At 74.8% G+C, this 20775-nt stretch carries 17 protein-coding genes, 1 tRNA gene and 3 pseudogenes; 13 read left to right on the top strand and 8 right to left on the bottom strand.

Annotated elements, in window-relative coordinates; all coding sequences use genetic code 11:
* Nucleotides 1–50: 50 nt before the first annotated feature.
* The 6 genes from tdh to ABZ719_RS18155 all read left to right on the top strand — a co-directional run bounded on the left by tdh (nt 51) and on the right by ABZ719_RS18155 (nt 6438).
* The gene (gene tdh, locus ABZ719_RS18180; protein WP_037864024.1) at nt 51–1079 is read left to right on the top strand and encodes an L-threonine 3-dehydrogenase; all 1029 of its coding nucleotides are present in this window, start codon (nt 51–53) and stop codon (nt 1077–1079) included.
* Nucleotides 1080–1260: 181 nt separating this feature from the next.
* Nucleotides 1261–2460, top strand: coding sequence for a glycine C-acetyltransferase (locus tag ABZ719_RS18175; protein ID WP_366726173.1), 1200 nt, complete (start codon nt 1261–1263; stop codon nt 2458–2460).
* A gap of 332 nt (nt 2461–2792) precedes the next feature.
* On the top strand, nt 2793–3695 hold the full coding sequence (locus ABZ719_RS18170; protein ID WP_366726172.1) for a LysR family transcriptional regulator: 903 nt from the start codon (nt 2793–2795) through the stop codon (nt 3693–3695).
* 274 nt (nt 3696–3969) lie between these two features.
* Nucleotides 3970–4509: a GNAT family N-acetyltransferase gene (locus ABZ719_RS18165; protein WP_366726194.1), complete on the top strand. Its 540-nt coding sequence runs from the start codon at nt 3970–3972 to the stop codon at nt 4507–4509.
* A 30-nt stretch (nt 4510–4539) separates the two neighbouring features.
* A complete protein-coding gene (locus tag ABZ719_RS18160) occupies nt 4540–4899 on the top strand; it encodes an MmcQ/YjbR family DNA-binding protein (protein WP_366726171.1) in 360 nt (119 codons plus the stop codon).
* Nucleotides 4900–5031: 132 nt separating this feature from the next.
* Complete coding sequence (locus ABZ719_RS18155; protein ID WP_366726170.1) at nt 5032–6438, top strand: MFS transporter; 1407 nt, start codon at nt 5032–5034, stop codon at nt 6436–6438.
* Between the two features lie 49 nt (nt 6439–6487).
* Here ABZ719_RS18155 and ABZ719_RS18150 read toward each other — a convergent pair whose 3' ends face one another.
* Both ABZ719_RS18150 and ABZ719_RS18145 read right to left on the bottom strand, forming a co-directional pair.
* Nucleotides 6488–7402 (bottom strand): transketolase, encoded by a 915-nt coding sequence (locus ABZ719_RS18150; RefSeq protein WP_366726169.1) that lies wholly within the window; start codon nt 7400–7402, stop codon nt 6488–6490.
* 197 nt (nt 7403–7599) lie between these two features.
* Nucleotides 7600–8307, bottom strand: a complete 708-nt coding sequence (locus ABZ719_RS18145) for a transketolase (protein WP_366726168.1) — start codon at nt 8305–8307, stop codon at nt 7600–7602.
* Nucleotides 8308–8525: 218 nt separating this feature from the next.
* Between ABZ719_RS18145 and ABZ719_RS18140 the strand changes: the two genes are divergently transcribed.
* Both ABZ719_RS18140 and ABZ719_RS18135 read left to right on the top strand, forming a co-directional pair.
* Nucleotides 8526–8599, top strand: a tRNA-Pro gene (locus ABZ719_RS18140).
* A gap of 396 nt (nt 8600–8995) precedes the next feature.
* Nucleotides 8996–9415 carry a peptidase inhibitor family I36 protein gene (locus ABZ719_RS18135; protein WP_366726167.1) on the top strand — a complete coding sequence of 140 codons (420 nt, stop codon included), beginning with the start codon at nt 8996–8998 and terminating at the stop codon, nt 9413–9415.
* A gap of 357 nt (nt 9416–9772) precedes the next feature.
* Here ABZ719_RS18135 and ABZ719_RS18130 read toward each other — a convergent pair.
* Nucleotides 9773–10240, bottom strand: a pseudogene (locus ABZ719_RS18130) (LysR substrate-binding domain-containing protein); the annotation flags it as partial.
* On the opposite strand from ABZ719_RS18130, the gene ABZ719_RS18125 reads away from it, so the two are divergent.
* Nucleotides 10211–10732 carry a nucleoside deaminase gene (locus ABZ719_RS18125; protein ID WP_366726166.1) on the top strand — a complete coding sequence of 174 codons (522 nt, stop codon included), beginning with the start codon at nt 10211–10213 and terminating at the stop codon, nt 10730–10732. The pseudogene ABZ719_RS18130 and the gene ABZ719_RS18125 overlap by 30 nt on opposite strands.
* A gap of 90 nt (nt 10733–10822) precedes the next feature.
* Here the strand turns inward: ABZ719_RS18125 and ABZ719_RS18120 are convergent, their stop codons facing one another.
* Both ABZ719_RS18120 and ABZ719_RS18115 read right to left on the bottom strand, forming a co-directional pair.
* Nucleotides 10823–11470 carry an ankyrin repeat domain-containing protein gene (locus ABZ719_RS18120; RefSeq protein ID WP_366726165.1) on the bottom strand — a complete coding sequence of 216 codons (648 nt, stop codon included), beginning with the start codon at nt 11468–11470 and terminating at the stop codon, nt 10823–10825.
* 148 nt (nt 11471–11618) lie between these two features.
* Nucleotides 11619–12191: a heme-binding protein gene (locus tag ABZ719_RS18115; protein WP_366726164.1), complete on the bottom strand. Its 573-nt coding sequence runs from the start codon at nt 12189–12191 to the stop codon at nt 11619–11621.
* A gap of 298 nt (nt 12192–12489) precedes the next feature.
* Between ABZ719_RS18115 and ABZ719_RS18110 the strand changes: the two genes are divergently transcribed.
* Both ABZ719_RS18110 and ABZ719_RS18105 read left to right on the top strand, forming a co-directional pair.
* On the top strand, nt 12490–13983 hold the full coding sequence (locus tag ABZ719_RS18110; protein WP_366726163.1) for a sensor histidine kinase: 1494 nt from the start codon (nt 12490–12492) through the stop codon (nt 13981–13983).
* A 98-nt stretch (nt 13984–14081) separates the two neighbouring features.
* A complete protein-coding gene (locus ABZ719_RS18105) occupies nt 14082–14735 on the top strand; it encodes a response regulator transcription factor (RefSeq protein ID WP_366726162.1) in 654 nt (217 codons plus the stop codon).
* A gap of 176 nt (nt 14736–14911) precedes the next feature.
* Here the strand turns inward: ABZ719_RS18105 and ABZ719_RS18100 are convergent.
* Nucleotides 14912–16358: pseudogene (locus ABZ719_RS18100) on the bottom strand (cytosine permease).
* Nucleotides 16359–16420: 62 nt separating this feature from the next.
* Between ABZ719_RS18100 and ABZ719_RS18095 the strand changes: the two are divergent.
* Together ABZ719_RS18095 and ABZ719_RS18090 are read left to right on the top strand one after the other, a co-directional pair.
* Nucleotides 16421–17107, top strand: a complete 687-nt coding sequence (locus tag ABZ719_RS18095; protein WP_366726161.1) for a TetR family transcriptional regulator C-terminal domain-containing protein — start codon at nt 16421–16423, stop codon at nt 17105–17107.
* 120 nt (nt 17108–17227) lie between these two features.
* The gene (locus ABZ719_RS18090) at nt 17228–18847 is read left to right on the top strand and encodes an amidohydrolase (RefSeq protein WP_366726160.1); all 1620 of its coding nucleotides are present in this window, start codon (nt 17228–17230) and stop codon (nt 18845–18847) included.
* Nucleotides 18848–18980: 133 nt separating this feature from the next.
* Here ABZ719_RS18090 and ABZ719_RS18085 read toward each other — a convergent pair whose 3' ends face one another.
* Nucleotides 18981–19505 carry an NUDIX hydrolase family protein gene (locus ABZ719_RS18085; RefSeq protein WP_366726193.1) on the bottom strand — a complete coding sequence of 175 codons (525 nt, stop codon included), beginning with the start codon at nt 19503–19505 and terminating at the stop codon, nt 18981–18983.
* Between the two features lie 16 nt (nt 19506–19521).
* Nucleotides 19522–20694: pseudogene (locus ABZ719_RS18080) on the bottom strand (amidohydrolase family protein).
* Between the last annotated feature and the right edge of the window lie 81 nt (nt 20695–20775).

Genomic DNA, 20775 nt, shown 5'->3' with positions numbered 1-20775 from the left:
CTTCGGCGTGCGCCGGACCCGGGCCGGGCCCGACTCACAGGAGCCGTTGCGTGAAGGCGCTGGTCAAGGAGAAGGCGGAGCCCGGGCTCTGGCTCGCGGACGTGCCCGAGCCCGCCGTCGGGCCCGGTGACGTACTGATCAAGGTCCTGCGGACCGGCATCTGCGGTACCGACCTGCACATCCGGGCCTGGGACGGCTGGGCGCAGCAGGCCATCCGCACCCCGCTCGTGGTCGGTCACGAGTTCGTCGGCGAGGTCGTCGCCACCGGCCGCGACGTCACCGAGATCAAGACCGGTGACCGGGTCAGCGGCGAGGGCCACCTGGTCTGCGGCAAGTGCCGCAACTGCCTGGCCGGGCGACGCCACCTGTGCCGGGCCACCGTCGGTCTGGGCGTGGGCCGCGACGGCGCCTTCGCCGAGTACGTAGCCCTGCCGGCCGGGAACGTGTGGGTGCACCGCGTCCCCGTCGACCTCGACATCGCCGCGATCTTCGATCCGTTCGGCAACGCCGTGCACACCGCGCTCTCCTTCCCGCTGGTCGGCGAGGACGTGCTGATCACCGGTGCCGGGCCCATCGGGCTGATGGCGGCGGCGGTCGCGCGGCACGCCGGCGCGCGCAACGTGGTGATCACCGACGTCAGCGAGGAGCGCCTGGAGCTGGCCCGCAAGATCGGCGTGAGCCTCGCGCTCAACGTCGCCGGGACCACCATCGCCGAGGGCCAGCGCGCGCTCGGCCTGCGCGAGGGCTTCGACATCGGCCTGGAGATGTCCGGCCGCCCCGAGGCGATGCGCGACATGATCGCCAACATGACGCACGGCGGCCGGATCGCCATGCTGGGCCTGCCGTCCGAGGAGTTCCCGGTCGACTGGGCCCGCATCGTCACGTCGATGATCACCGTCAAGGGCATCTACGGCCGGGAGATGTTCGAGACCTGGTACGCCATGTCGGTGCTGCTGGAGGGCGGCCTCGACCTCGCCCCGGTCATCACCGGCCGCTACGGCTACGCCGACTTCGAGGCGGCTTTCGCGGACGCCGCGAGCGGCAGGGGCGGCAAGGTCATCCTGGACTGGACCGCCTGACCCCCTGCCCGGTCCGCCTCCACGGCGCGCACGCCCGGTCCGGGTAAGGCTTCCGCACCCCGGAGGGAGCCTGTCCCGGCGCGGCGACCGCGCCCAGCCCTCCGGGCCCTCGCGCGCCCGCCGCCCCGGCCCGGGCGCGCTCCTTCGGCCCACTCGCCCTCTCACCCCCATGGAGTCTTGGATGTTCACCTCCGTCCGCGACGACCTGCGCGCCACCCTCGACGAGATCCGCGCCGCCGGTCTGCACAAGCCCGAGCGCGTCATCGGCACCCCCCAGTCGGCGACCGTCGAGGTCACCGCGGGCGGCCGGCCCGGCGAGGTCCTCAACTTCTGCGCCAACAACTACCTGGGCCTCGCCGACCACCCCGAGGTCGTCGCCGCCGCCCACCAGGCCCTGGACCGCTGGGGCTACGGCATGGCCTCCGTGCGCTTCATCTGCGGCACGCAGGAGGTGCACAAGGAGCTGGAGGCCCGGCTGTCGGCGTTCCTCGGCCAGGAGGACACGATCCTGTACTCCTCCTGCTTCGACGCCAACGGCGGTGTCTTCGAGACGCTGCTCGGCGCGGAGGACGCGGTCATCTCCGACGCCCTCAACCACGCCTCCATCATCGACGGCATCCGCCTGTCCAAGGCCCGCCGCTTCCGCTACGCCAACCGTGACATGGCCGACCTGGAGCGGCAGCTGAAGGAGGCGGACGAGGGCGGCGCGCGCCGCAAGCTCGTCGTCACCGACGGCGTCTTCTCGATGGACGGCTACGTCGCCCCGCTGCGCGAGATCTGCGACCTGGCCGACCGCTACGGCGCGATGGTCACGGTCGACGACTCGCACGCCGTCGGCTTCGTCGGCGCCGGCGGACGCGGCACCCCCGAACTGCACGGTGTCATGGACCGCGTCGACATCATCACCGGCACCCTCGGCAAGGCGCTCGGCGGCGCGTCCGGCGGTTACGTCGCCGCCCGCGCCGAGATCGTCGCCCTGCTGCGCCAGCGCTCGCGGCCGTACCTCTTCTCCAACACCCTCGCCCCGGTGATCGCGGCGGCCTCGCTGAAGGTGCTCGACCTGCTGGAGTCGGCCGACGACCTGCGGGTCCGGCTCGCGGAGAACACCGCGCTCTTCCGCTCCCGGATGACCGCGGAGGGTTTCGACGTCCTCCCGGGCGACCACGCCATCGCGCCCGTGATGATCGGCGACGCGGCGAAGGCCGGCCGGATGGCGGAGCTGCTGCTGGAGCGGGGCGTGTACGTGATCGGCTTCTCGTACCCGGTGGTGCCGCAGGGGCAGGCCCGGATCCGGGTGCAGCTTTCCGCCGCGCACTCGACGGCCGACGTGAACCGCGCGGTGGACGCGTTCGTCGCGGCCCGCGCGGAGCTGGAGGGCTGAGCGGAGCGGGAGGGCTGAGCGGAGGGAGCTGAGCGGAGCGCGGCCGCCGGGGCTGCCGGGCGGCTGGTCCGGCCGGGAGGGACGACCGGGCGCGCCCCCCCGGCCTGGCCGCCGGGCGACGGGTCTCACCGAAGCCGACGCTGCTTCCGGCCCCGGACCGACACCGCTTCCGGCCCTGCAGCGACCCCGCACCGGCCCCTTGTGGCCTCGGCGGCGCCCGCCCGGGATCGGGCGGCTGGGCCGGTCGGGACCGCCGGCCGGCCGGGCCGGTGGGACGGACCGCTGACCGGTCCCGCGTGTCCGGTCAGCGGCGGGCTTGCGATAATCGGCCCATGATCGAAGCGCGGCGGCTGCACATCCTGCGGGCGGTGGCCGACCACCGTACGGTGACGGCGGCTGCCGCCGCGCTCTACCTGACGCCCTCGGCGGTCTCCCAGCAGCTGACCGCCCTGGAGCAGGAGACCGGCCACCGGCTGGTGGAACGCGGTGCCAAAGGCGTACGGCTGACCCCGGCGGGCGAGATCCTGCTGAACCACACCAACGCGGTGCTGGCCCAGCTGGAGCGGGCGGAGGCCGAGCTGGCCGCCTACGGGTCGGGCGAGGCCGGCACCGTCACCGTCGCCGCCTTCGCCACCGGCATCGCCGAGGTCGTCGCACCCGCCGTGTCCCGCCTGGCCGGGACGGCACCCGGCATCCGGATCCGGGTCCAGGACGCGGAGGGCGACGCGAGCCTGCCCATGGTGCTGGACCGGCAGGTCGACGTGGCGGTCGCCGTCGAGTACCGCGGGGCGCCGCCCGCCGACGACCCCCGCCTCACCCACGTCCCGCTGTACGCCGAACCGTTCGACGCGGTCTTCCCGGTCACCCACCGCATGACCGACACCCCCGAGGTTCCGCTCGCGGAACTGGCGAAGGACCCCTGGATCGGCCCCTACCCCGGCAATCCGTGCCACGACGTGGTCGTCCTGGCCTGCGAGAGCGCCGGCTTCCAGCCCCGTCTCGAACACTCCTCCGACGACTTCCGGGCGGTCGTCGCGCTCGCCGCGGCCGACGCGGGCGTCGCCCTCGTCCCGCGCTCCGCACTGCGCGGTATGGACCTGACGGGCGTGGTCGTGCGTCCCGTGGACGGTGTGGCGCCCACGCGCCGGGTCTTCGCCGCGGTACGCCGGGGCGCCGAGGAGCACCCGCTGATCCGCCCGGTGCTGGACGCGCTGGGAGAGGCGGCCGGACACTAGCGGTACGGTCCCCGGAGAGGCCCGCCCACCCCGCGCCCGCGTCCGCTGTTGCACCTGCCTTCCGCCCCCTCCTGCCTCCTGCGGTGAGCGTCCCGTAACACGGGCGTTTCCTGTCCGGGTTAGCTTCCCGGACATGGCGGAGAGGGCACATGTGGAGGACTTCGAAAGGGCCGAGGGGCCGATGGGCGGCCGGGACGCGCAAGGCGTCCAGGACGCGGAAAGGACGGAAGGTGCGGAGAACGCGGACCGGGGCGCCGGTGGTGCGCCCGTGACGGTGACCACGGCCCGGCTGGACGCCGCCGAACTCGACGCGCGCGCAGAGGAGTTGGCGGAGCTGCTGACCGACACGGTGGCGGGCGGCGCGTCCGTCGGTTTCCTCGCGCCCCTGGGCCGGGCCGACGCGGTCGCCTGGTGGCAGGAGCGGTCGGCCGGCGCGGCGGCGGGCCGGCTGGCGGTGTGGGCCGCGTACGACACGGACGGCCGGGTGACCGGGACCGTCAGCCTCGCCTTCCCCGACAAACCCAACAGCCGTCACCGGGCCGAGCTGGTCAAGCTCATGGTGCACCGGCGCGCCCGCGGCCAGGGCCTGGGCCGCAGGCTGCTGGCCGTCGCGGAGGAGGCGGCCGCGGCCGCGGGCGTCACCCTGCTGCACCTGGACACCGAGACCGGCAGCCCGGCGGAGCACCTGTACCGGTCGGCCGGCTGGACGCGGGTCGGGGTGATCCCGGACTACGCGGCCGACCCCGCCGGGACACTGCGGCCGACGACGATCTACTGCAAGCGGCTGGGGGCGGCCGGTCCGCTCCCGGGGTGACTGTCGGTAGGAGCGGCTAGCGTGCCGGACATGCAGGATGCCGAAGACGTACGCCGTATCGCCCTGTCCCTGCCGGACACGACGGAGAAGACCGCCTGGAGCATGCCCACGTTCCGCGTCGCGGGCAAGATGTTCGCCACGCTGCCGGAGGACGAGACCTCCATCGCCGTGCGCTGTCCCAAGGACGAGCGCGACGAACTGGTCCTGGCGGAGCCGGAGAAGTTCTGGATCGCCCGTCACGAGGCCCAGTTCGCCTGGGTGAGGGTCCGCCTGGCGGCACTGGAGGACGAGGGCGAACTGCGCGACATCCTCGCCGACTCCTGGCGCCAGGCGGCCCCGGACCGGCTCCTGGAGGCCCACCCCGGACTCGGGCTGCCGGCCCAGGGGTGAAAACCCCTCGGGCGTTGTCAGTGGGCCGTGGCATGATCCGCAGGACGGGGAGGGCGGGCGCGGGAGGGAGCCTCGCCCACCGCTGAGCGACGGGTGCGGCGGGGACCGGCCGGGGAGGGGAGCGTCGGAGGAATGACAGGGGCGTCAGCGCAGTCGTCGGGGGAGGAGACGGCGGGACCGGCTGGGACCGCCGAGACGGCGGTGGCGGGCAGGCCGGACGGTCCGGCCCACACCGCCGTGGGAGCGCCGGCGGGCCAGGCGCCGGCCCTCGGTGCGGCGGCCGGTGCGGCGCGGCCGGTCTGGTCGCGGGACTTCGCGCTGTTCTTCGTCGCCAGAGCCGTCGCCCGGCTCGGCGACACCATGCTGCCCGTCGCACTGGCCGCGGGCCTGTTGCAGCACGGGTACGGCGCGGGCGCGGTGGGCCTCGCCATGGCCTCGACCGCGGCCGCCTTCGCCGGACTCGTGGTCTTCGGCGGCGTCATGGCCGACCGCTTCAGCACCCGCAGACTGATGATCGGCGCCGACCTGGTGCGCCTGGGCACCCAGTCCGCGGCCGCCGTGCTGTTCTTCTCCGGGCACGTGGTGCTCTGGGAGATCTGCCTCATCGGCCTGGTCAACGGCGTGGCGGGCGCCGTCTTCCAGCCCGGCGTGGCCAGTACGGTGCCGCGCCTCGCCACCGACATCCAGGGCGCCAACGGCGCGATACGGATCGCCGAGTCCGCCGCCCAGCTCGCCGGGCCCGCCGTCGCCGGCCTCCTCGTGGGCTTCGCCTCGCCCGGCGGGGTCTTCGCCGCCCATGGAGCCACCTACGCGATCAGCGCCCTGTGCCTGCTGCTGCTCAGACTGCCGCCGGCGAGGCCCGGCAGCCGGCCTGCGGCCGGTCACGGCCAGGGCACCTTCAAGGCCGACCTGGTCGAGGGCTGGCGGGAGTTCCGGGCACGGACGTGGCTGTGGGGTGTCATCGCGATCTGGTGCCTCTACATGATCGCCGTGTGGGGCCCCACCGTCCCGCTGGTGGCCACCGAGGTGGTCCAGCAGCACGGCCCCCGGGCCTACGGCCTGATCAACTCCGCCCTCGGCGCGGGCACCGTCGTCGGCGGGTTCCTCGCGCTGCGGCTGCGCCCGCGCCGGATGCTGCGCGCCGGCGCGCTCGCCCTGTTCGCGTTCGTCTGGTTCCCGGCGGCCGTCGGGGCCGGTCTCGGGGTGGGGGCCATGGCCGCGGGAGCCGCCGTCGCGGGTGCCGGACAGGCGTTCTGGGGCGTGATGTGGGCGACCAGCGTCCAGACGCAGGTCCCCTCCGACGTCCTCAACCGCATCCACGCCTACGACGTGGCGGGCTCCCTCGCCATGATGCCCGTGGGCCAGGCCCTCGCCGGACCGTCCGCCGCCCTGCTCGGCGCGGGGCACGTCCTGCTGGTCTCCGCGGCGATGAGCCTCGTGGTCCCGGTCGCGCTGCTCGCGGTGCCCGCGATACGCGGTCTCGTGCGCGCCGACGGGCGCGGGCCGCGGGCCGGGCGGGCACACCCGGCGCGGAGCTGACCGCCGTGCTCTCCGCGCCCGCCGCCCCGGCGGTCGCGGCGCCCGGCGCTCAGGCGTTCCCGGCGCCCGGCGCGAGGAACGTGGAGATCCGCTCCCGCAGGGACGGGGCGTCCAGGCCGTGCGCCGCGGCATGCTCCTCGACGGTGCCGTACCGCCGGAGTTCGGCGCGGCCCACCCCCAGGCCCAGGACCCGGTGGGGGACGTCGTGGAGCGCGTCGTTCGCCGCCGCCGTCGAGGTGCCCGCCAGGTACGGCTCGACGAGGACCACGTCGGTGCCGGCCGAGCGGGTGGCCCGGCGCAGGGCCGCCGTGTCGAAGGGCCGCACGGTCGTCGCGTACAGCACGGTGACGTCCAGGCCCTCCGTGGCGCCGAGCACCGCGTCGAGCAGGGGCCCGACGGCCACCACGACCCCGCCACGGCCCTCGCGCACCGTCACGAAGTGCTCGCCGTCCACCGGCCGCCCGTGCGCGTTCGACTGCACGGACAGCCGTACGTACACCTTGTCCTCGCCCGCCGCGACCGCGTGCCGCAGCAGGGTCTCGGCCTCGTCCGGGTGCCCGGGCACGTGGACCGTCCAGCCGTCCAGGGTGTCGAACAGGGCCACGTCACCGGGCGCCATGTGGGTGTAGCCGCCGGCGGGCCAGTCGAACGAGGCGGCCGCGCTCACCAGCACCGCGCCGGCCCCCTGGTGCCCCAGGTCCAGTTTCACCTGCTCGAAGGGGCGCTCCACGAGGAAGCTGGCGAAGGTGTGCACCACCGGCCGCATACCGGTCAGCGCCAGACCCGCCCCGGCCCCGACGAGGAGCTGCTCACGGATGCCCACGTTGATCACCCGGTCGGGGTGCCGCTGCCGGGCGGCGGCGAACGCGTCCTTGCCGATCTCGGCGAGGACGACGGCCACTCGTGGATCCTCGTCGAGGAGACGGGAGACGACGGGGGCGAAACGGTCACGCATGGTGTCCATGGGATCGGGTCCTTCTGTTTCGGGACGGAGGCGGGGGAGGGGCGGAGAGGGTGCGGGGGACAGGGCGGCCGCGTGCCCGGTGGGCGCGGTGGGCGGGGCAGGTCAGAGAGGGCGGAAGGGGCGGAGAGCCGGAGAGGTGGTGAGGGCGGAGAGGTCGTGAGGCGGCCGTGGCGTCCGGGAAGCGCCCGGCGGCCGCGTCAGGAGGTCTTCGGCTCCACCCGTGCCACCACCACGTGCGGGCGGCCCGGATGCGGCGCGGTGAACGCGGTGTACAGCGCCTCGTGGTCGCGGCCGTCGACGGTCACCGCCGACCAGCCCGCGGCCTCGAAACGGGCGGCGATCCCGCCCGGCCGGGCATGGCTCGCGGAGGCGTTGTCGACGACCACGGTGTGCAGCTGTCCGAGTCCCGCCGGACCGGCGAAGGCGATCGCCTCGTGGTTGCTCCCCTCGTCCAGCTCGGCGTCACCGGTCAGCACCCACACCCGGGGCTCCTCCAGGCCCTGGGCGCGCAGTCCGAGGGCCGTGCCGACGGCCAGGGGCAGCCCGTGCCCCAGCGAGCCGCTGCCGATCTCCACGCCCGGCACCAGGGTGCGGTCCGGGTGGTGTCCGAGCGGGGAGTCGTAGGAGCCGAAGCCCGGCAGCCACTCCACCGGCAGGAGACCCCGGGCGGCGAGGACCGCGTAGTAGGCCATCGGGCCGTGTCCCTTGGACAGCAGGAACCGGTCGCGCCCGGGATCGTCCCGGCTCCCCGGACCCACGCGGAGCACCCGGTCGTACAGGACCCAGAGCACGTCCAGCGTGGACGTGGCCGCGGGCCCGTGCTTCTCGTCACCCGTCATGAGCCCCATCAGCCGGGGCAGGTCGGCGTACCCGTAGGTGCGCCCGCGTTCTTCGGTGGTCGTCATGGCGACGATCGTGCAACCTCAAGCAAACTTGAGGTCAAGCGCTGCCGAACAGGTCCCACCGCCACGCGGGCGTGTGCTGCGTACGGCGCCGACGGCCCCGGCCTCCCGAAGGCGCGCCGGTGCCCCGCTCGCGGGAAAGGCGTGCGCGACCACCGACCCGAGTGCGGTATGGTTTTCCTGCGCGTTCGGCCAGGGGAAACCCCAGGTCAAGCGGGCAACGGGACGTGGCGCAGCTTGGTAGCGCACTTGACTGGGGGTCAAGGGGTCGCAGGTTCAAATCCTGTCGTCCCGACTCGCGAGAGTCGCAGATCAGGGCCGGTTTCGGAGCGATCCGAAGCCGGTCCTCGTTTTTTCCTGGGGCCGCTCGGGGCCGCTTGGGGCCGCTCGGGGCCGGTCGGGGTCGGTCGGGGACCGGCGCCGGCCTCCCGGACCGGTGCCGGCGCGGGAGGACCATCGGGCTCGGCGCACGGCGTGGAGCGCGCGGCCCGCCGAGAAGTGCCGGGAGCGCCGCGCAGGCGGACGTGCTCCGGTGGCCGTCGGGACCGGAGGCCACTGAACCTTCCGCGTCCGGACCCCCGTTGCCCTTACGTAAGGTTCACCCGCTGCGGGCGGCCGGAGGCCGGTACGGATCTCCCCGGACATCGCACGCCGACGGGTGGGCGTGTCGCGTGAGTGCATTGGGGATGACATGGCCAGGATTTCCAGGAGCATCGCCCGTATCGGCGTCGTCGGAGCCGCCGCAGCGGCCCTGGGGCTCGGGTTCGCGGGGTCGTCGTCGGCGGACGTCCAGTACCAGTGGATCGGTGAAGGGGACGGTTCCTGCAGCAAGCAGATCGCCGCCAACGTGTGTTTCTGGGTGGACAACAACTACAAGGGGTACGGCGTAGCTCTCGTGGGGCCCAGCTTCAGCGTGGCGGACATCCTCAAGGAGGGGTTCCCCGTGATGGACAACAAGATCTCGTCCTTCGTCAACAACACCGGCGGGAACTACTGCCTCTACGAGAAGGAGGGTTACGGGGGCGCCGTGATGAAGATGGGCCCCAGGGAGCACTGGGCCAGCCTGCCTGACTGGATCAACGACAAGACCAGTTCCATGAGGCCTTGCTGATCACGGACCTTTGAGAGGGCGTGAGGAAGACCCGCCCGGTGTTCGGGGCGGCCCGGCGGGCCGCCCCGACGCGGTCCGTGCACGGCGCGGATCCGCTGCCGGGGCCGTCGGCGAGACGCGTGAGCGGGCGGGGGCGGCGAGGCGTGAGGTAGCTCCGGTGAGTGAGGCGGGATCGCTTCTTCCGCGGCCGTCCGGGTGAGGGGCGTCCCACGGGCGCCCGGTCGGAGCGGCGCCGATCACTTCGGGTCGGTGCAGTTCCTGGTCAGGTGAGATGCGCGAGATGCGCGGGCCGTCCGGCCGGGACTCGTCCCGGCCGGGATCCTCATGGTGCCGCGGATCCTTCAGGGGGCGGGCGTCGGTGTAGCCGCGGGCGCGCACCAGGGCGTGGGTGAGGCGGGTGAAGGCCCGGGCGGCGGCGCTCTCGTAACCGCCCGCGCGGCGCAGCAGGGTGACCGTGCGCGCGGGCAGCGCCGGTTCCAGGGGCACCGGGGTGAGGTGGGGGTGGTCGTGGGTGATGGCGTCGGGCAGCACCGTGCCGATCGTCGTGCGGCGCACGATCTCGACCAGGGCCTGGATGGAGTTGGCCTCGACCGCGATGCGCGGGCGCACGCTGTGGGCCGCGAGATGGGCGTCGATGTGCCCCCGGGTGGCGAAGTCGCCGCTGAGCAACGCGAGCTGATGGTCTATCAGGTCGCGTACGGGGAGCGGCGCCGGCGGTGCGTCCTCCGGACGGTGCGCGCCGGTGACCAGGCTGAGGGTCTCCGTGAACAAGGTCGCCGCGGTGATGCCGGGCAGATGAGCGCCGGCGAAGGTGACATGCCCCACCTGGAACGTGCCGTCGAGCTGGCGGCCGAGGCACTGCGCGCCGGGGACGAGCCCTTCGGCTCCCTCCTGGTCGGCGCCGACGGGCGGGTCCTGGCCAAGGACCGCAACCGCGTCCGTACCCTCGGCGACCGGACCAGGCACCCGGAGTTCGAGCTGGTCCGCTGGGCCACGGCCCACCTCACCGAGGACGAGCGGGCCGCGGCCACCGTCTTCACCTCGGGCGAGCACTGCCCCATGTGCGCGGCCGCGCACGGCTGGGCCGGCCTGGGTCCCGTCGTGTACGCCCACTCCGCCGCGCAGTTGACGCGGTGGCTGGCCGACCTCGGTGTACCGCCGTCCCCGGAGCGCTGCACGCCCATCCGGGACGTGGTGCCCGGCCCGGAGGTGCGGGGGCCCGCACCGGCGCTGGCCGGGCGGCTGTACGACCTGCACCGCGCGTTCGCTGCAGCACGGCGGTCCCCGGCGGCCGGTGACCGGCCGCCGGGCGCGTGACGCGGCCCGTGCCGACGTCCGGCGCGCACCCGGCCGGCCTGGCGACGTCCGCGAGCACCGCGCCCCTGACGGCCGCCGGGCGCCGCCGCCTCACTCGCCGGTCTCCGCACCCCGCGAGGCCGTCCGCCGCTCGGCCGACAGCAGCACGGCGGCGATCCCGCTGAAGCCGCGGCGCTCGGCGTGGACGCGGGCCGTGACGCCCTCGGCGTCCGGCAGCAGCGGGTCGGCGCCCGCCGCGAGCAGCACCTCCACGACCTCCTGGTGGGTGCGTCCGCCGTCGCCGAGGATCACCGCCTCCAGCAGGGCCGTCCAGCCGAGCCGGTTGACGTGGTTCACGTCGACGGCGGTCTCGGCCAGGACCGCCCGCACGTACGCCACGTGTCCGCGTTCGGCGGCCGGGATCACCGAGACCCCGCCGAACCGGTTGGTCAGGCGCACGTCCGGGCCGCCGGGCAGCAGCGCGCGCATCATCGCCACGCTGCCGGACACCCCGGTGACCAGCCAGGCACTGTCCTGCCGGTCGTCCTGCGCGTTCACGTCCGCGCCCGCCCCGACCAGCACCCCGGCCGCGGGCACCTGGTCGGCGAGGGCCGCCAGGAGCAGTGGCGTACGGCCCTCCTCGTCGCGGGCCTCCAGGCCCGCGCCCGCTGCCAGGGCCGCGCGGACGGCGGGGACGTCGCCGCCGCGCGCCGCCTCCAGCAGGGCGCGGTCGGCAGGGGAAAGTGACTTCTTGGCCACGGCGGAACTCCTCCACGGGGTGACGGTGACGACGGGACGGCGGGGGACCGGAGACAGTGGGGCGGCGCGCGAGGCCGGAACCCCGCGCGCCGCCACCGAGCGGCCCCGGCAGGGGCCGCCGCTCATCCGGGCGGGACGAGCGACCCGGTCAGCGGCCGCCCGCGATCGCCTCGGCGCCGGCCTGGGCGAACTTCTCGTCCAGGTCACCGGAGGGCGCACCCGCCACACCGATGCCCGCGATCGGAGCGTTGTCGTACGCCACCGGGGCGCCGCCCGCCAGGAACAGGGTGCCCGGGATGTCCTTGAGGGTGGGCGCCGACTCCAAGCGCTTGACCAGCTGCGAGGTGGGCGCGTTCCAGGAGACCGCCGTGTACGCCTTCTTCACCGCGGACTCGTACGACTGCGGGCCGGCACCGTCGCCGCGCAGGGTGACGATCGTGTTGCCGTCGCGGTCCACCACCGCGACGCTCACCCGCTGGCCCTCCTTCCGCGCGGCCTTCAGCGCCGCCTCGGCCGCGTCGGCGGCGGCGTCCACCGTCAGGTGGGTGCTGGTGGTCGTGGCCTTCCCCTTCACCGCCGCGACGGCCGCGACCGGAGCGGCGGCCGGGGTGTCGGCGGACGCGGAGACCGCGCCGGCCACACCGGCAGCGACCGCTGCCACGGCCGCCACGGAGGTGACGAGCTTGGCGCGGGTGGAGAACTTCTCGGCCTTGTGCTGCATGCGGGCAACTCCCCGGTAGTCTCGCGTCCCTCCCGCCCCGGCGGGACCGGCCGGCGTCGCCGCCCGGCCCCTACGGTGCAGGAGAGCGCAGCGCTTCCTGCGCTGTGCCTCCAGCCTCGCCCCGTCCGCCCCGCGCACCCGTCGGCGTACCGGCTGGTCCCGGCGAGCAGGACGGTGGACACCGGGGTCATCCGTTCGGTTGACCCGGGCGGGTGCGGCCGGGGCGACAATGGCAGTGCTCGCCCAGCTCGGCGGCCAAGTCCGTACGTCCCGAAGTCCCGGCCGGGAGGAGCAGCCCATGCCGTCCATGCCGTCCATGGGCCGAACCTCCCCGGCCCGTGCGGAGAACACCGACGGTGAGGAGCGCAGGCTCGCGCTCGTCATCCATCTGGCGTTCTTCCTGCTGCTGCTCTCCGCCCTGGCCCGCTACGTGCAGCGGCACGGTGCCCAGCCCCAGGTGCCCGCCGTCCTCGCGCTGGCGGGCGCGCTGGCCCTGCTCTACGTCGTCGGTCGCCGCACGGCGGCGGGGGCGGCCGCCGCCGTGCCCGGGGCGAGGGCCGCGTCGGCCGGGGCGGCGGCCCAGCCCGGAGCGGGGCGCCCCGCGCTCCGGGGGCCGTCCGCCGCATCGGCGGCAGCGGCTGCTCCAGCGGCTGCTCCGGCCGCATCAGCGCATTCGGCTGCTCCGGCGGCAACGGGGGCTTGGGCAGCTCCAATGGCAACGGGTGCTTCGGTGGTATCGGCGGCTGCCGGCGGGTCCGTCCGCGACCCCGGCCGACCGCCCGGCAGGGCCCTGCTGTGGCTGGGCGCGCTGGTCGCGGTGTGGGCCGTGCTGGTCGCCCTGGCACCCAGTTTCGCCTGGTGCGCGGTGCCGCTGTTCTACACCGCCCTGCGGATCCTCCCCGCGCGCGCCGCGTACGCGCTGGTGGTGTTCCTCACCCTCTTCGTGGTCGTCGCGCAGGTGCGGCTGGCCGACCGCGTCGACGTCGACCTGGTGGTCGCACCGCCGGCCGTCGCCCTCCTGGCCACCGCGGTCCTCACCCACATGGACCGGCAGGCGGCGGGCCAGGCCGCGCTGATCCGCGACCTGGTGCGCACACGCCGCGAACTGGCCGCCACCGAGCGCCGCGAGGGCACCCTCGCCGAGCGCCAGCGGCTGTCCATGGAGATCCACGACACCCTCGCCCAGAGCCTGTCCAGTCAGCGGATGCTCCTCCAGGCGGCAGACCTGGTGTGGCACACCGACCCGCGCCAGGCGCAGGCCCATGTGCGCACGGCCGCCGCGATCGCCGAGAGCAGCCTCACCGAGGCCCGCCGGTTCGTGCACGACCTGGCCCCGGCCGATCTCGCCGAGGGCGGCGGGCTGGAAGCGGCGCTGCGCGGCCTCGCCTCCCGCGAGAGCACGGCGGAACGCACCGTGACCTGCCTCGTCGACGGCACTCCGGGACCGTCCGGGCTGCCGGACCGGGTGCAGTCCGCACTGCTGCGCATCGCGCAGGGCGCCCTCGCCAACGTCCGCGAGCACTCCGGTGCCACCCGGGCGGCCCTCACCCTCACCTACCTGGAGGACCAGGTCCGCCTGGACGTGGCCGACGACGGCCGCGGCCTGGACACCTCGGCCCTGCCGGAGCGGGCGTCCGGGGTACGCGGGCACGGCCTGCCCGCGATCCGCGCCCGGGTCGGCCAGCTGGGCGGCACCCTCACCATCGAGTCCGCACCCGGTGACGGCACCGTCGTCTCCGCCGCCGTACCGCTCCGTCCCACCCCCAGCGCAGTGGAGGTCCCCGCACCGTGACCCGCCCCGAACCCGACCGATCCGCCGGTCCCGACGGCTCCACCGGCCCCGGCGAAGGCGCCGACCCCAGCGGATCGGCCCCGGCCCGCCCGTCCACCGTGCCTAGCTCGTCCGCCGGGCCCGCCGGGGCCGTACGGATCGTGCTCTGCGACGATCACGCGGTGGTCCGTGCGGGTCTGCGGGCGCTGCTGGGCAGCGCCCCGGGCATCGAGGTGGTGGGTGAGGCGGACAGCGGGGCGGAGGCCGTCGCGCTCGCCGCGAAGCTCACCCCCGACGTGGTCCTCATGGATCTGCAGCTGGGTGAGGGGATGGACGGCGTCGAGGCCACCCGCCGGATCACCGCCGCTTCCGGCGGCCGGGTGCACGTCCTGGTCCTGACCACGTACGACACGGACGCGGACATCACCCGGGCCATCGAGGCGGGGGCCACCGGCTACCTGCTCAAGGCGGAGCGCCCCGACGAGCTGTTCACGGCCATCCACAGCGCCGCGGCCGGCCGCACCGCCCTGTCCGCACCCGTCGCCCACCGGGTCATGGCCCGCATGCGCAGCCCGCGCCCCGGGCTCACCGACCGCGAGCGCGACATCCTCGGGCAGCTGGCCCGGGGGCTGACCAACCGGGACATCGCCAAGGCGCTCTTCCTGAGCGAGGCGACGGTCAAGACGCACCTGGGGCGCGTCTACGGCAAACTCGGCGTCGACACCCGCGCCGGCGCCGTGGCCGTCGCCAAGGAGCAGCGCCTGCTGCCGTGAACGGCGACGGCCCTGAACGTCGGCGGTGGTGAACGGCGGCGGCCCTGACCGGCATCTTCCCCGAGCGGCGATGCCCCTGACCGGCACGGCGCCCGACGGCGGCAGTCCTGACCGGCGGCGGCCCTGCGGGGAACTGCCGGCCGGGGCCTGCCGGACACGGGCTTCGGGCCGGCCTGTCAGCGCGTGCGGGCGAGGCCCGCCGTCCCGCGCATCAGGGCGGCGTAGAGCACCGCGGCGACCACGAGGCCCACCGGCAGGGCCAGGTCCACGCCGCCGAGGGCGGTCGCCACCGGCCCGGTGTAGTACAGGGTGTTCACGCACAGCGAGGCCACGGCGGTGCCCGCGACGACCGCGACGGCGCCCGCCCGGTTCACGCCGCCCGTGTACCAGAAGGGGCCGCCCGGGGTCTCGTCCATCAGGGCGGGGCCGTCGTAGCGGTTGCGGCGCAGCAGGATGTCGGTGGCGTAGACGGCCATGCTGGGGCCGAGCAGCGCGACGGTGAGCTGCAGGACGTTGTTCACGGTGTCGAGGAAGTCGGACACGAGCAGCGCGTACAGCGTCAGGCAGACCGAGACGGTGCCGTCGACGAGCACGCTGAGGGAGCGGCGGATGCGCACGCCCACGGCCTGGAGCGCGAGGCCCGCGCTGTAGGCGGTCAGGGCGTTGATGGCGATCGTGCCGAGGATCAGCGCCAGCAGGAAGACCGGGTCGAACCAGGACGGGAGGATCTTCTGCAGCGCGCTCTGCGGGTCCGTCATGTCGACCGCGGTCGCGGCGAAGGCGCCCAGCGCGCACACCGCGGTGCCCGGCAGGAAGCCGCCCAGGGCCGTCCAGCCGACGATCGCCTTCGCGGAGGCGGTGCGGGGCAGGTAGCGGGAGAAGTCCGCACTGGTGGTGTACGACAGCGGACCCGAGGCGACGAGGGCGACCCCGGCGAGCACGGCGGCCCACAGGCTCCGGCCGGTGAGCGGCTGATCGGGGACGTAGGCGAAGTCGGTGTGGCCGGCCACGGCGACGGCCACACCGAGGAAGGCCCCGGTGAGGACCAGGGTGATCGGGAGGTACAGCTTCATGATCAGTGCGTGGCCGCAGACGCTGATGGTCAGCGTCAGTGCCGCGACGACCACCACGACCACGATCTTGACGCCGGTGTTCACCGGCAGGCCGGCCTTGCCGACGAGGGAGAAGGCGGCCGTCGCGGCGGCGGCGAGGTTGAGCGCGAAATAGCAGACGGAGATCAGCCAGCCGACGACGGCGTTGTTGACGCGGTTGCCGCGGATCCCGTACATCGCCCGGGTGATCACCTCGCTCGGCGTGCCCGCCGCGGGGCCCGAGACGGCCAGCACCCCGGTCAGCAGCCAGAACGCGTTGCCCACCACGATCACCGCGAGCGACTGCCACAGGCTCAGACCCATCATGACCAGCGCGCCGCCGACCACCAGGCTGAGGTAGTTCACGTTGGCGGCAGCCCACACGGAGAACAACTCCCGGACGGCCCCGGCGTTCGCTGTCCGGGATGTGATCGATGCCGTGCGCCTCGACCCGGGCGGAACGTTCCGCGGACGGGGGTGGACCGGGACGGTCGTCGACGTCCGGGTCCGGGCCAGGGGTCGTGGACACCATGGTCACTCCGAGGGGCTGATGGCGGCTTGCTTATTGGTCGGTCACTCAATAACATCCCCGGTATGTCGTCAAGCGTCAGCCGTAAACGAATTCGCAAAGACCCGGCCACGCGACGTGCGGAAATCGTCGACGCCGCCGCGGCGATCGCGCTGACCGAGGGCCTGGAGTGCATCACCCTGCGCCGGATCGGTGAGGAACTCGACGTCCGGCCGGGACTGATCAGCCACTACTTCCCGTCCGCGGACGACCTGGTGGCCGAGGCGTTCGGCAGCGCCGCGACCGGCGAACTGGACAGCCTGATCCCGCCCGAGCGGCCCGAGGGCACGCCGACGGAGCACCTCGCGCGCTTCCTCGCCCGCACGGTGGGGGACGCCTACGACGCGATGAGCCGGCTGTGGATCAACGCCCGGCACCTCAGCCGCTACCGGCCGGTGCTGCGCGACCGGGTCGACGAGCAGGAGGCCGCCTGGCGCGGACGGCTCGGGGACGTCATCCGGGACGGAGTCGCCGCGGGCGAGTTCCGCACGGACGACGTGCCGGTGGCGGCCGTGCAGATCCTGGTCGTCCTCGACGGGCTCGGGGCGCACGCCAACTCCGGTGTGTCCAAACGCAGGCCGGAGGTGAGCGGGATGGCCGTCGCCACGGCGGAACGCGCCCTGGGCCTGCCGGCGGGCGCCCTCGTCCACCGCGCCGAGGACGCGGCGGCCCCGGCGACGGACACCGGCCCCGCTTCCCGTACAGCGCCGTAGGGCGAGGACGGACCCTCACGACGCGACGGCGGCGCGCGCCTGACGCACGGCCGGCCGCCGCCGGCACGCCCCACCGCACCTCAGCACCCCCCGCACCACCAGTTCCGAAGGAGCGACCCCGTGTTCCCCGATCTCGTCCTGCTCTCCGCCCGGCTCCTCGACCCGGGCACGGGCTCGCTCCTGCCGCACACCGCGCTGGCCGCGGGCGGCGGCCGCATCACACACCTCGGGCAGGACCGGGAGGTCCGCGCGCTGGCCGGACCGGCGACCACGGTGATCGACCTGAAGGGCGCGGTGGTCACCACGGGATTCACGGACGCGCACATCCACCCCGTCTCCGGCGCCGAGCGCACCATGGGCGTGGACCTCTCAGGCTGCCGCGACCTGGCGGCCGTGCGGGCGGCGCTCGCCGAGCGGGCCGCGACGCTCGCGCCCGGGACCTGGCTGCGCGGCTGGGGCCTGGACCCGAACGCCTTCGGTGACGCACCCGTCGGCGCCGCCTCCCTCGGCCCGGTCCTCGACGGCGTCCCCGCCCTGATCGACCTGTTCGACGGCCACTCCGTGCTGGCCAGCGCCCGGGCGCTGGAACTGGCGGGCGTCGACGGGCCCCGGCGGTTCGAGCAGGCCGCCGAGATCGTCTGCGACGACGCGGGCCGCCCCACGGGCCTGCTGCTGGAGGACGCCGCCTGCGAACTCGTCGAGGCCGTGGCGCCCAAGCCCACGGAGGAGGAGGTGCGGGCGCGCACCGGTGAGGTGCTGCGCGAGATGGCGGCGGCCGGCCTGACCGGCGGTCACGCCATGGACGCCAACGGCGCGACCCTGGCGATCCTCGGCGCCCTGGAGGCCGAGGACGCCCTGCCGCTGCGGCTGCGGGTGGCGCCCTGGTGCCAGCCGGGCGCCGACGCGGACGCGGTGGCCGGACTCGTCCGGCTCCAGGGCACCGGTGGCACCCTGTGGCGGGTCGCCGGGGTCAAGATGTTCATGGACGGCACCATCGACAACGGCACCGCCTGGCTGGAGCGTCCCGACTGCCACGGCGAGTCCGTGCACGCCTTCTGGCCCGACCCCGACCAGTACAGCCGGGTGGTCGGCGAACTGCACCGGGCCGGGGTGCCCACGGCCACCCACGCCATCGGCGACGCGGCGGTGCGGCACGTGCTGGACTCGGTGGAGAAGGCGCAGGCCATGGGCGGGGCGCCGGTACGCCACCGGGTGGAGCACATCGAGACCGTTCCCGACGACACGGTGGCGCGCTTCGCCCGGCTCGGGGTGGCGGCGTCGATGCAGCCCACCCACTGCTGCGAGTACACCCGCGCCGACCACACCGACAACTGGTCGCGGCGGCTCGGCGAGGAGCGCGCCTCGCGGGCCTTCCGCTGCCGGGACCTGTGGGAGGCCGGTGCCCGGGTCGTCCTCGGCTCCGACTGGCCCATCGCGCCCTTCCCGCCGCTGGGCGTCATGGCGGGCGCGCGCCACCGCCGTCCCGGCGACCTCTCCCTGCCGCCGCACGGTCCCGAGCAGGCGCTGACGCCGCTCCAGGCGCTGCAGGCGATCACCCTCGCTCCGGCGTGGGTCGCGGGGGAGGAGGGCGTGGCCGGCCGGCCGGCTGTCGGGCACCGGGCCGACCTCACGGTCCTCGCGGACAACCCCCTCGACGTCGCCGACGCCGACCTGGCCCGGCTCCCGGTGCTGCTCACCGTGGTGAACGGCCGCCCCACCCACCGCGCCGCCCACCTGTGAGCGCCGGCCGGTGACCGCCCGCCGGTGACCGTCCCCCCGTCACCGCCCACCCGTGTCCGTCCGCGGCGCACCGGGCGGTGCCCTCCGGGGGCGGCCGCCTCGCCGGCCGGTGACCGTCGCGGTCCGGTTCGCGTCAGGCGTGACCCACGTGAGCGAGTGCCTGCTTCAGCAGGACCCCGTGCCCGCCCGGCATCTCGCTCTGGACCGCGCCGGAGGCCGCCTCCTGCGGCGTGAACCACACCAGGTCCAGTGCGTCCTGCCGGGGGCGGCAGTCACCGGCGACCGGGACGATGTAGGCGAGCGACACGGCGTGCTGGCGCGGGTCGTGGTACGGCGTGATGCCCGCCGTCGGGAAGTACTCGGCCACGGTGAACGGCTGGAGGGAGGCGGGGACCCGGGGCAGCGCCACCGGTCCGAGGTCCTTCTCGAGATGGCGCAGCAGCGCGTCCCGTACCCGCTCGTGGTGGAGCACCCGGCCGGAGACCAGGGTCCGGCTGACCGTCCCGTCCGGGCCGATGCGCAGCAGCAGGCCGATACTGGTCACTTCGCCGCTGTCGTCGACGCGCACCGGCACCGCCTCGACGTACAGGATCGGCATACGGGCGCGCGCCGACTCCAGTTCATCGGTGGTCAGCCAACCGGGCGTGATCTCGGTCATGTCAGACATTGTTTGATCATACTTTCAGTGGTTCCGGATGGGGAGTTCCGGCGAGCCCGTAGACCCGCAGGGCGTTGTCCCGCCCCGTCCAGCGGGCGATCCGCAGCGCGTCGGCGAGACTCAGCTCGTCGGCTTCCACCCGTTCGCGCAGCAGCCCCGCCAGGCCCTGCCGGAAGGCGACCGCGCCGAGGTGGTGGAACTCGGCCAGACCGCAGGCGTCGGAGCTGTACAGCAGTTTGCGGAACGGGGTGATCTCCAGGGCCTCGGCCAGGACGGCACCGGCCCGCGCCGGACCGACGTGGTGCAGGGCGAGACCGACATCGAGGTACACCTGCTCGAAGACGGCGGCGAGGTAGGCGGCCTGCCGCTGGTAGGGCCAGCAGTGCAGCAGCATCACGGGGACCGTGCCGGCCGTCAGGTGCAGCCAGTCGGTGAGGAGCGCGGGATCGGCGCGGTGCAGACGCAGGTCGTCGTCGCCGAACCCGGTGTGCAGTTGCAGCGGCAGCCCGAGGTCGACGGCCGTCCACAGCAGGTGCCGTACGAGGACGGGGTCCTCCAGCCGCAGGCCCGCACGCCCGCCGGGGCGCCCGCGGGACCCGGCCAGTCACCCGGCCGCCGCCCGCGTGACCTCCGGGTCCGTGGGGCGGGCCGGGTCCAGCAGGAAACCGGTGCGGTAGGCGGCCACCGACTTCACCGCGACCACCCCGGGCCGCCCTACTGCCTCCTGCGCGGCCGCGCGCACCACGGCGCCGTACTCGTCCGCCTCCACCCCGCCCTCGGCCGCCGCCTCGGCGACGCTCTCCAGCCGTACGACCTCGTAGGCCGCCGCCCGCGCCGGCTGCGCCAGCTCGGCCGGGGTGGTCAGCCGCTGGGGCGCGTAGCCGGTGTCGACGCACAGCACGGCCGTGCCCGCGGCGGCCAGGAAACGCCGGTTGACCTCGTGGGGGCCCAGCTCCGCCCGGCGTTCGAGGTACTGCGCGGCCGGGGCGTGCCGGGGCAGGTCCAGGACGGGGGCGCAGTGGCGGCGCACGGCCACACCGACCGGGCTGTCGAAGGCCGAGATGCCGCTGTCCGGCCAGCCGGGGCCCTCGGTGAGCAGCGACTCGAAGGCCGTCCGGTCCAGGCCGGCGGTGACCACGCCGTGGCAGTGGTGGTCCACGAGCGGCAGCGCACCGAGCACCTCACCGATCCGCCCGCCACCCGTACCCGTATCCGTATCCGGGGCCGTCCGCGTGCCTGTGCCGTCGGCCGTCCCCTCGCCCGCGTCCGT

It is taken from the genome of Streptomyces sp. NPDC006743, assembly GCF_040703815.1.
In the GTDB taxonomy this organism is placed as follows: Bacteria; Actinomycetota; Actinomycetes; order Streptomycetales; family Streptomycetaceae; genus Streptomyces.
Note: the sequence above shows the minus strand (reverse complement) of the source record. Positions and strands in the feature narration are given on the sequence as shown.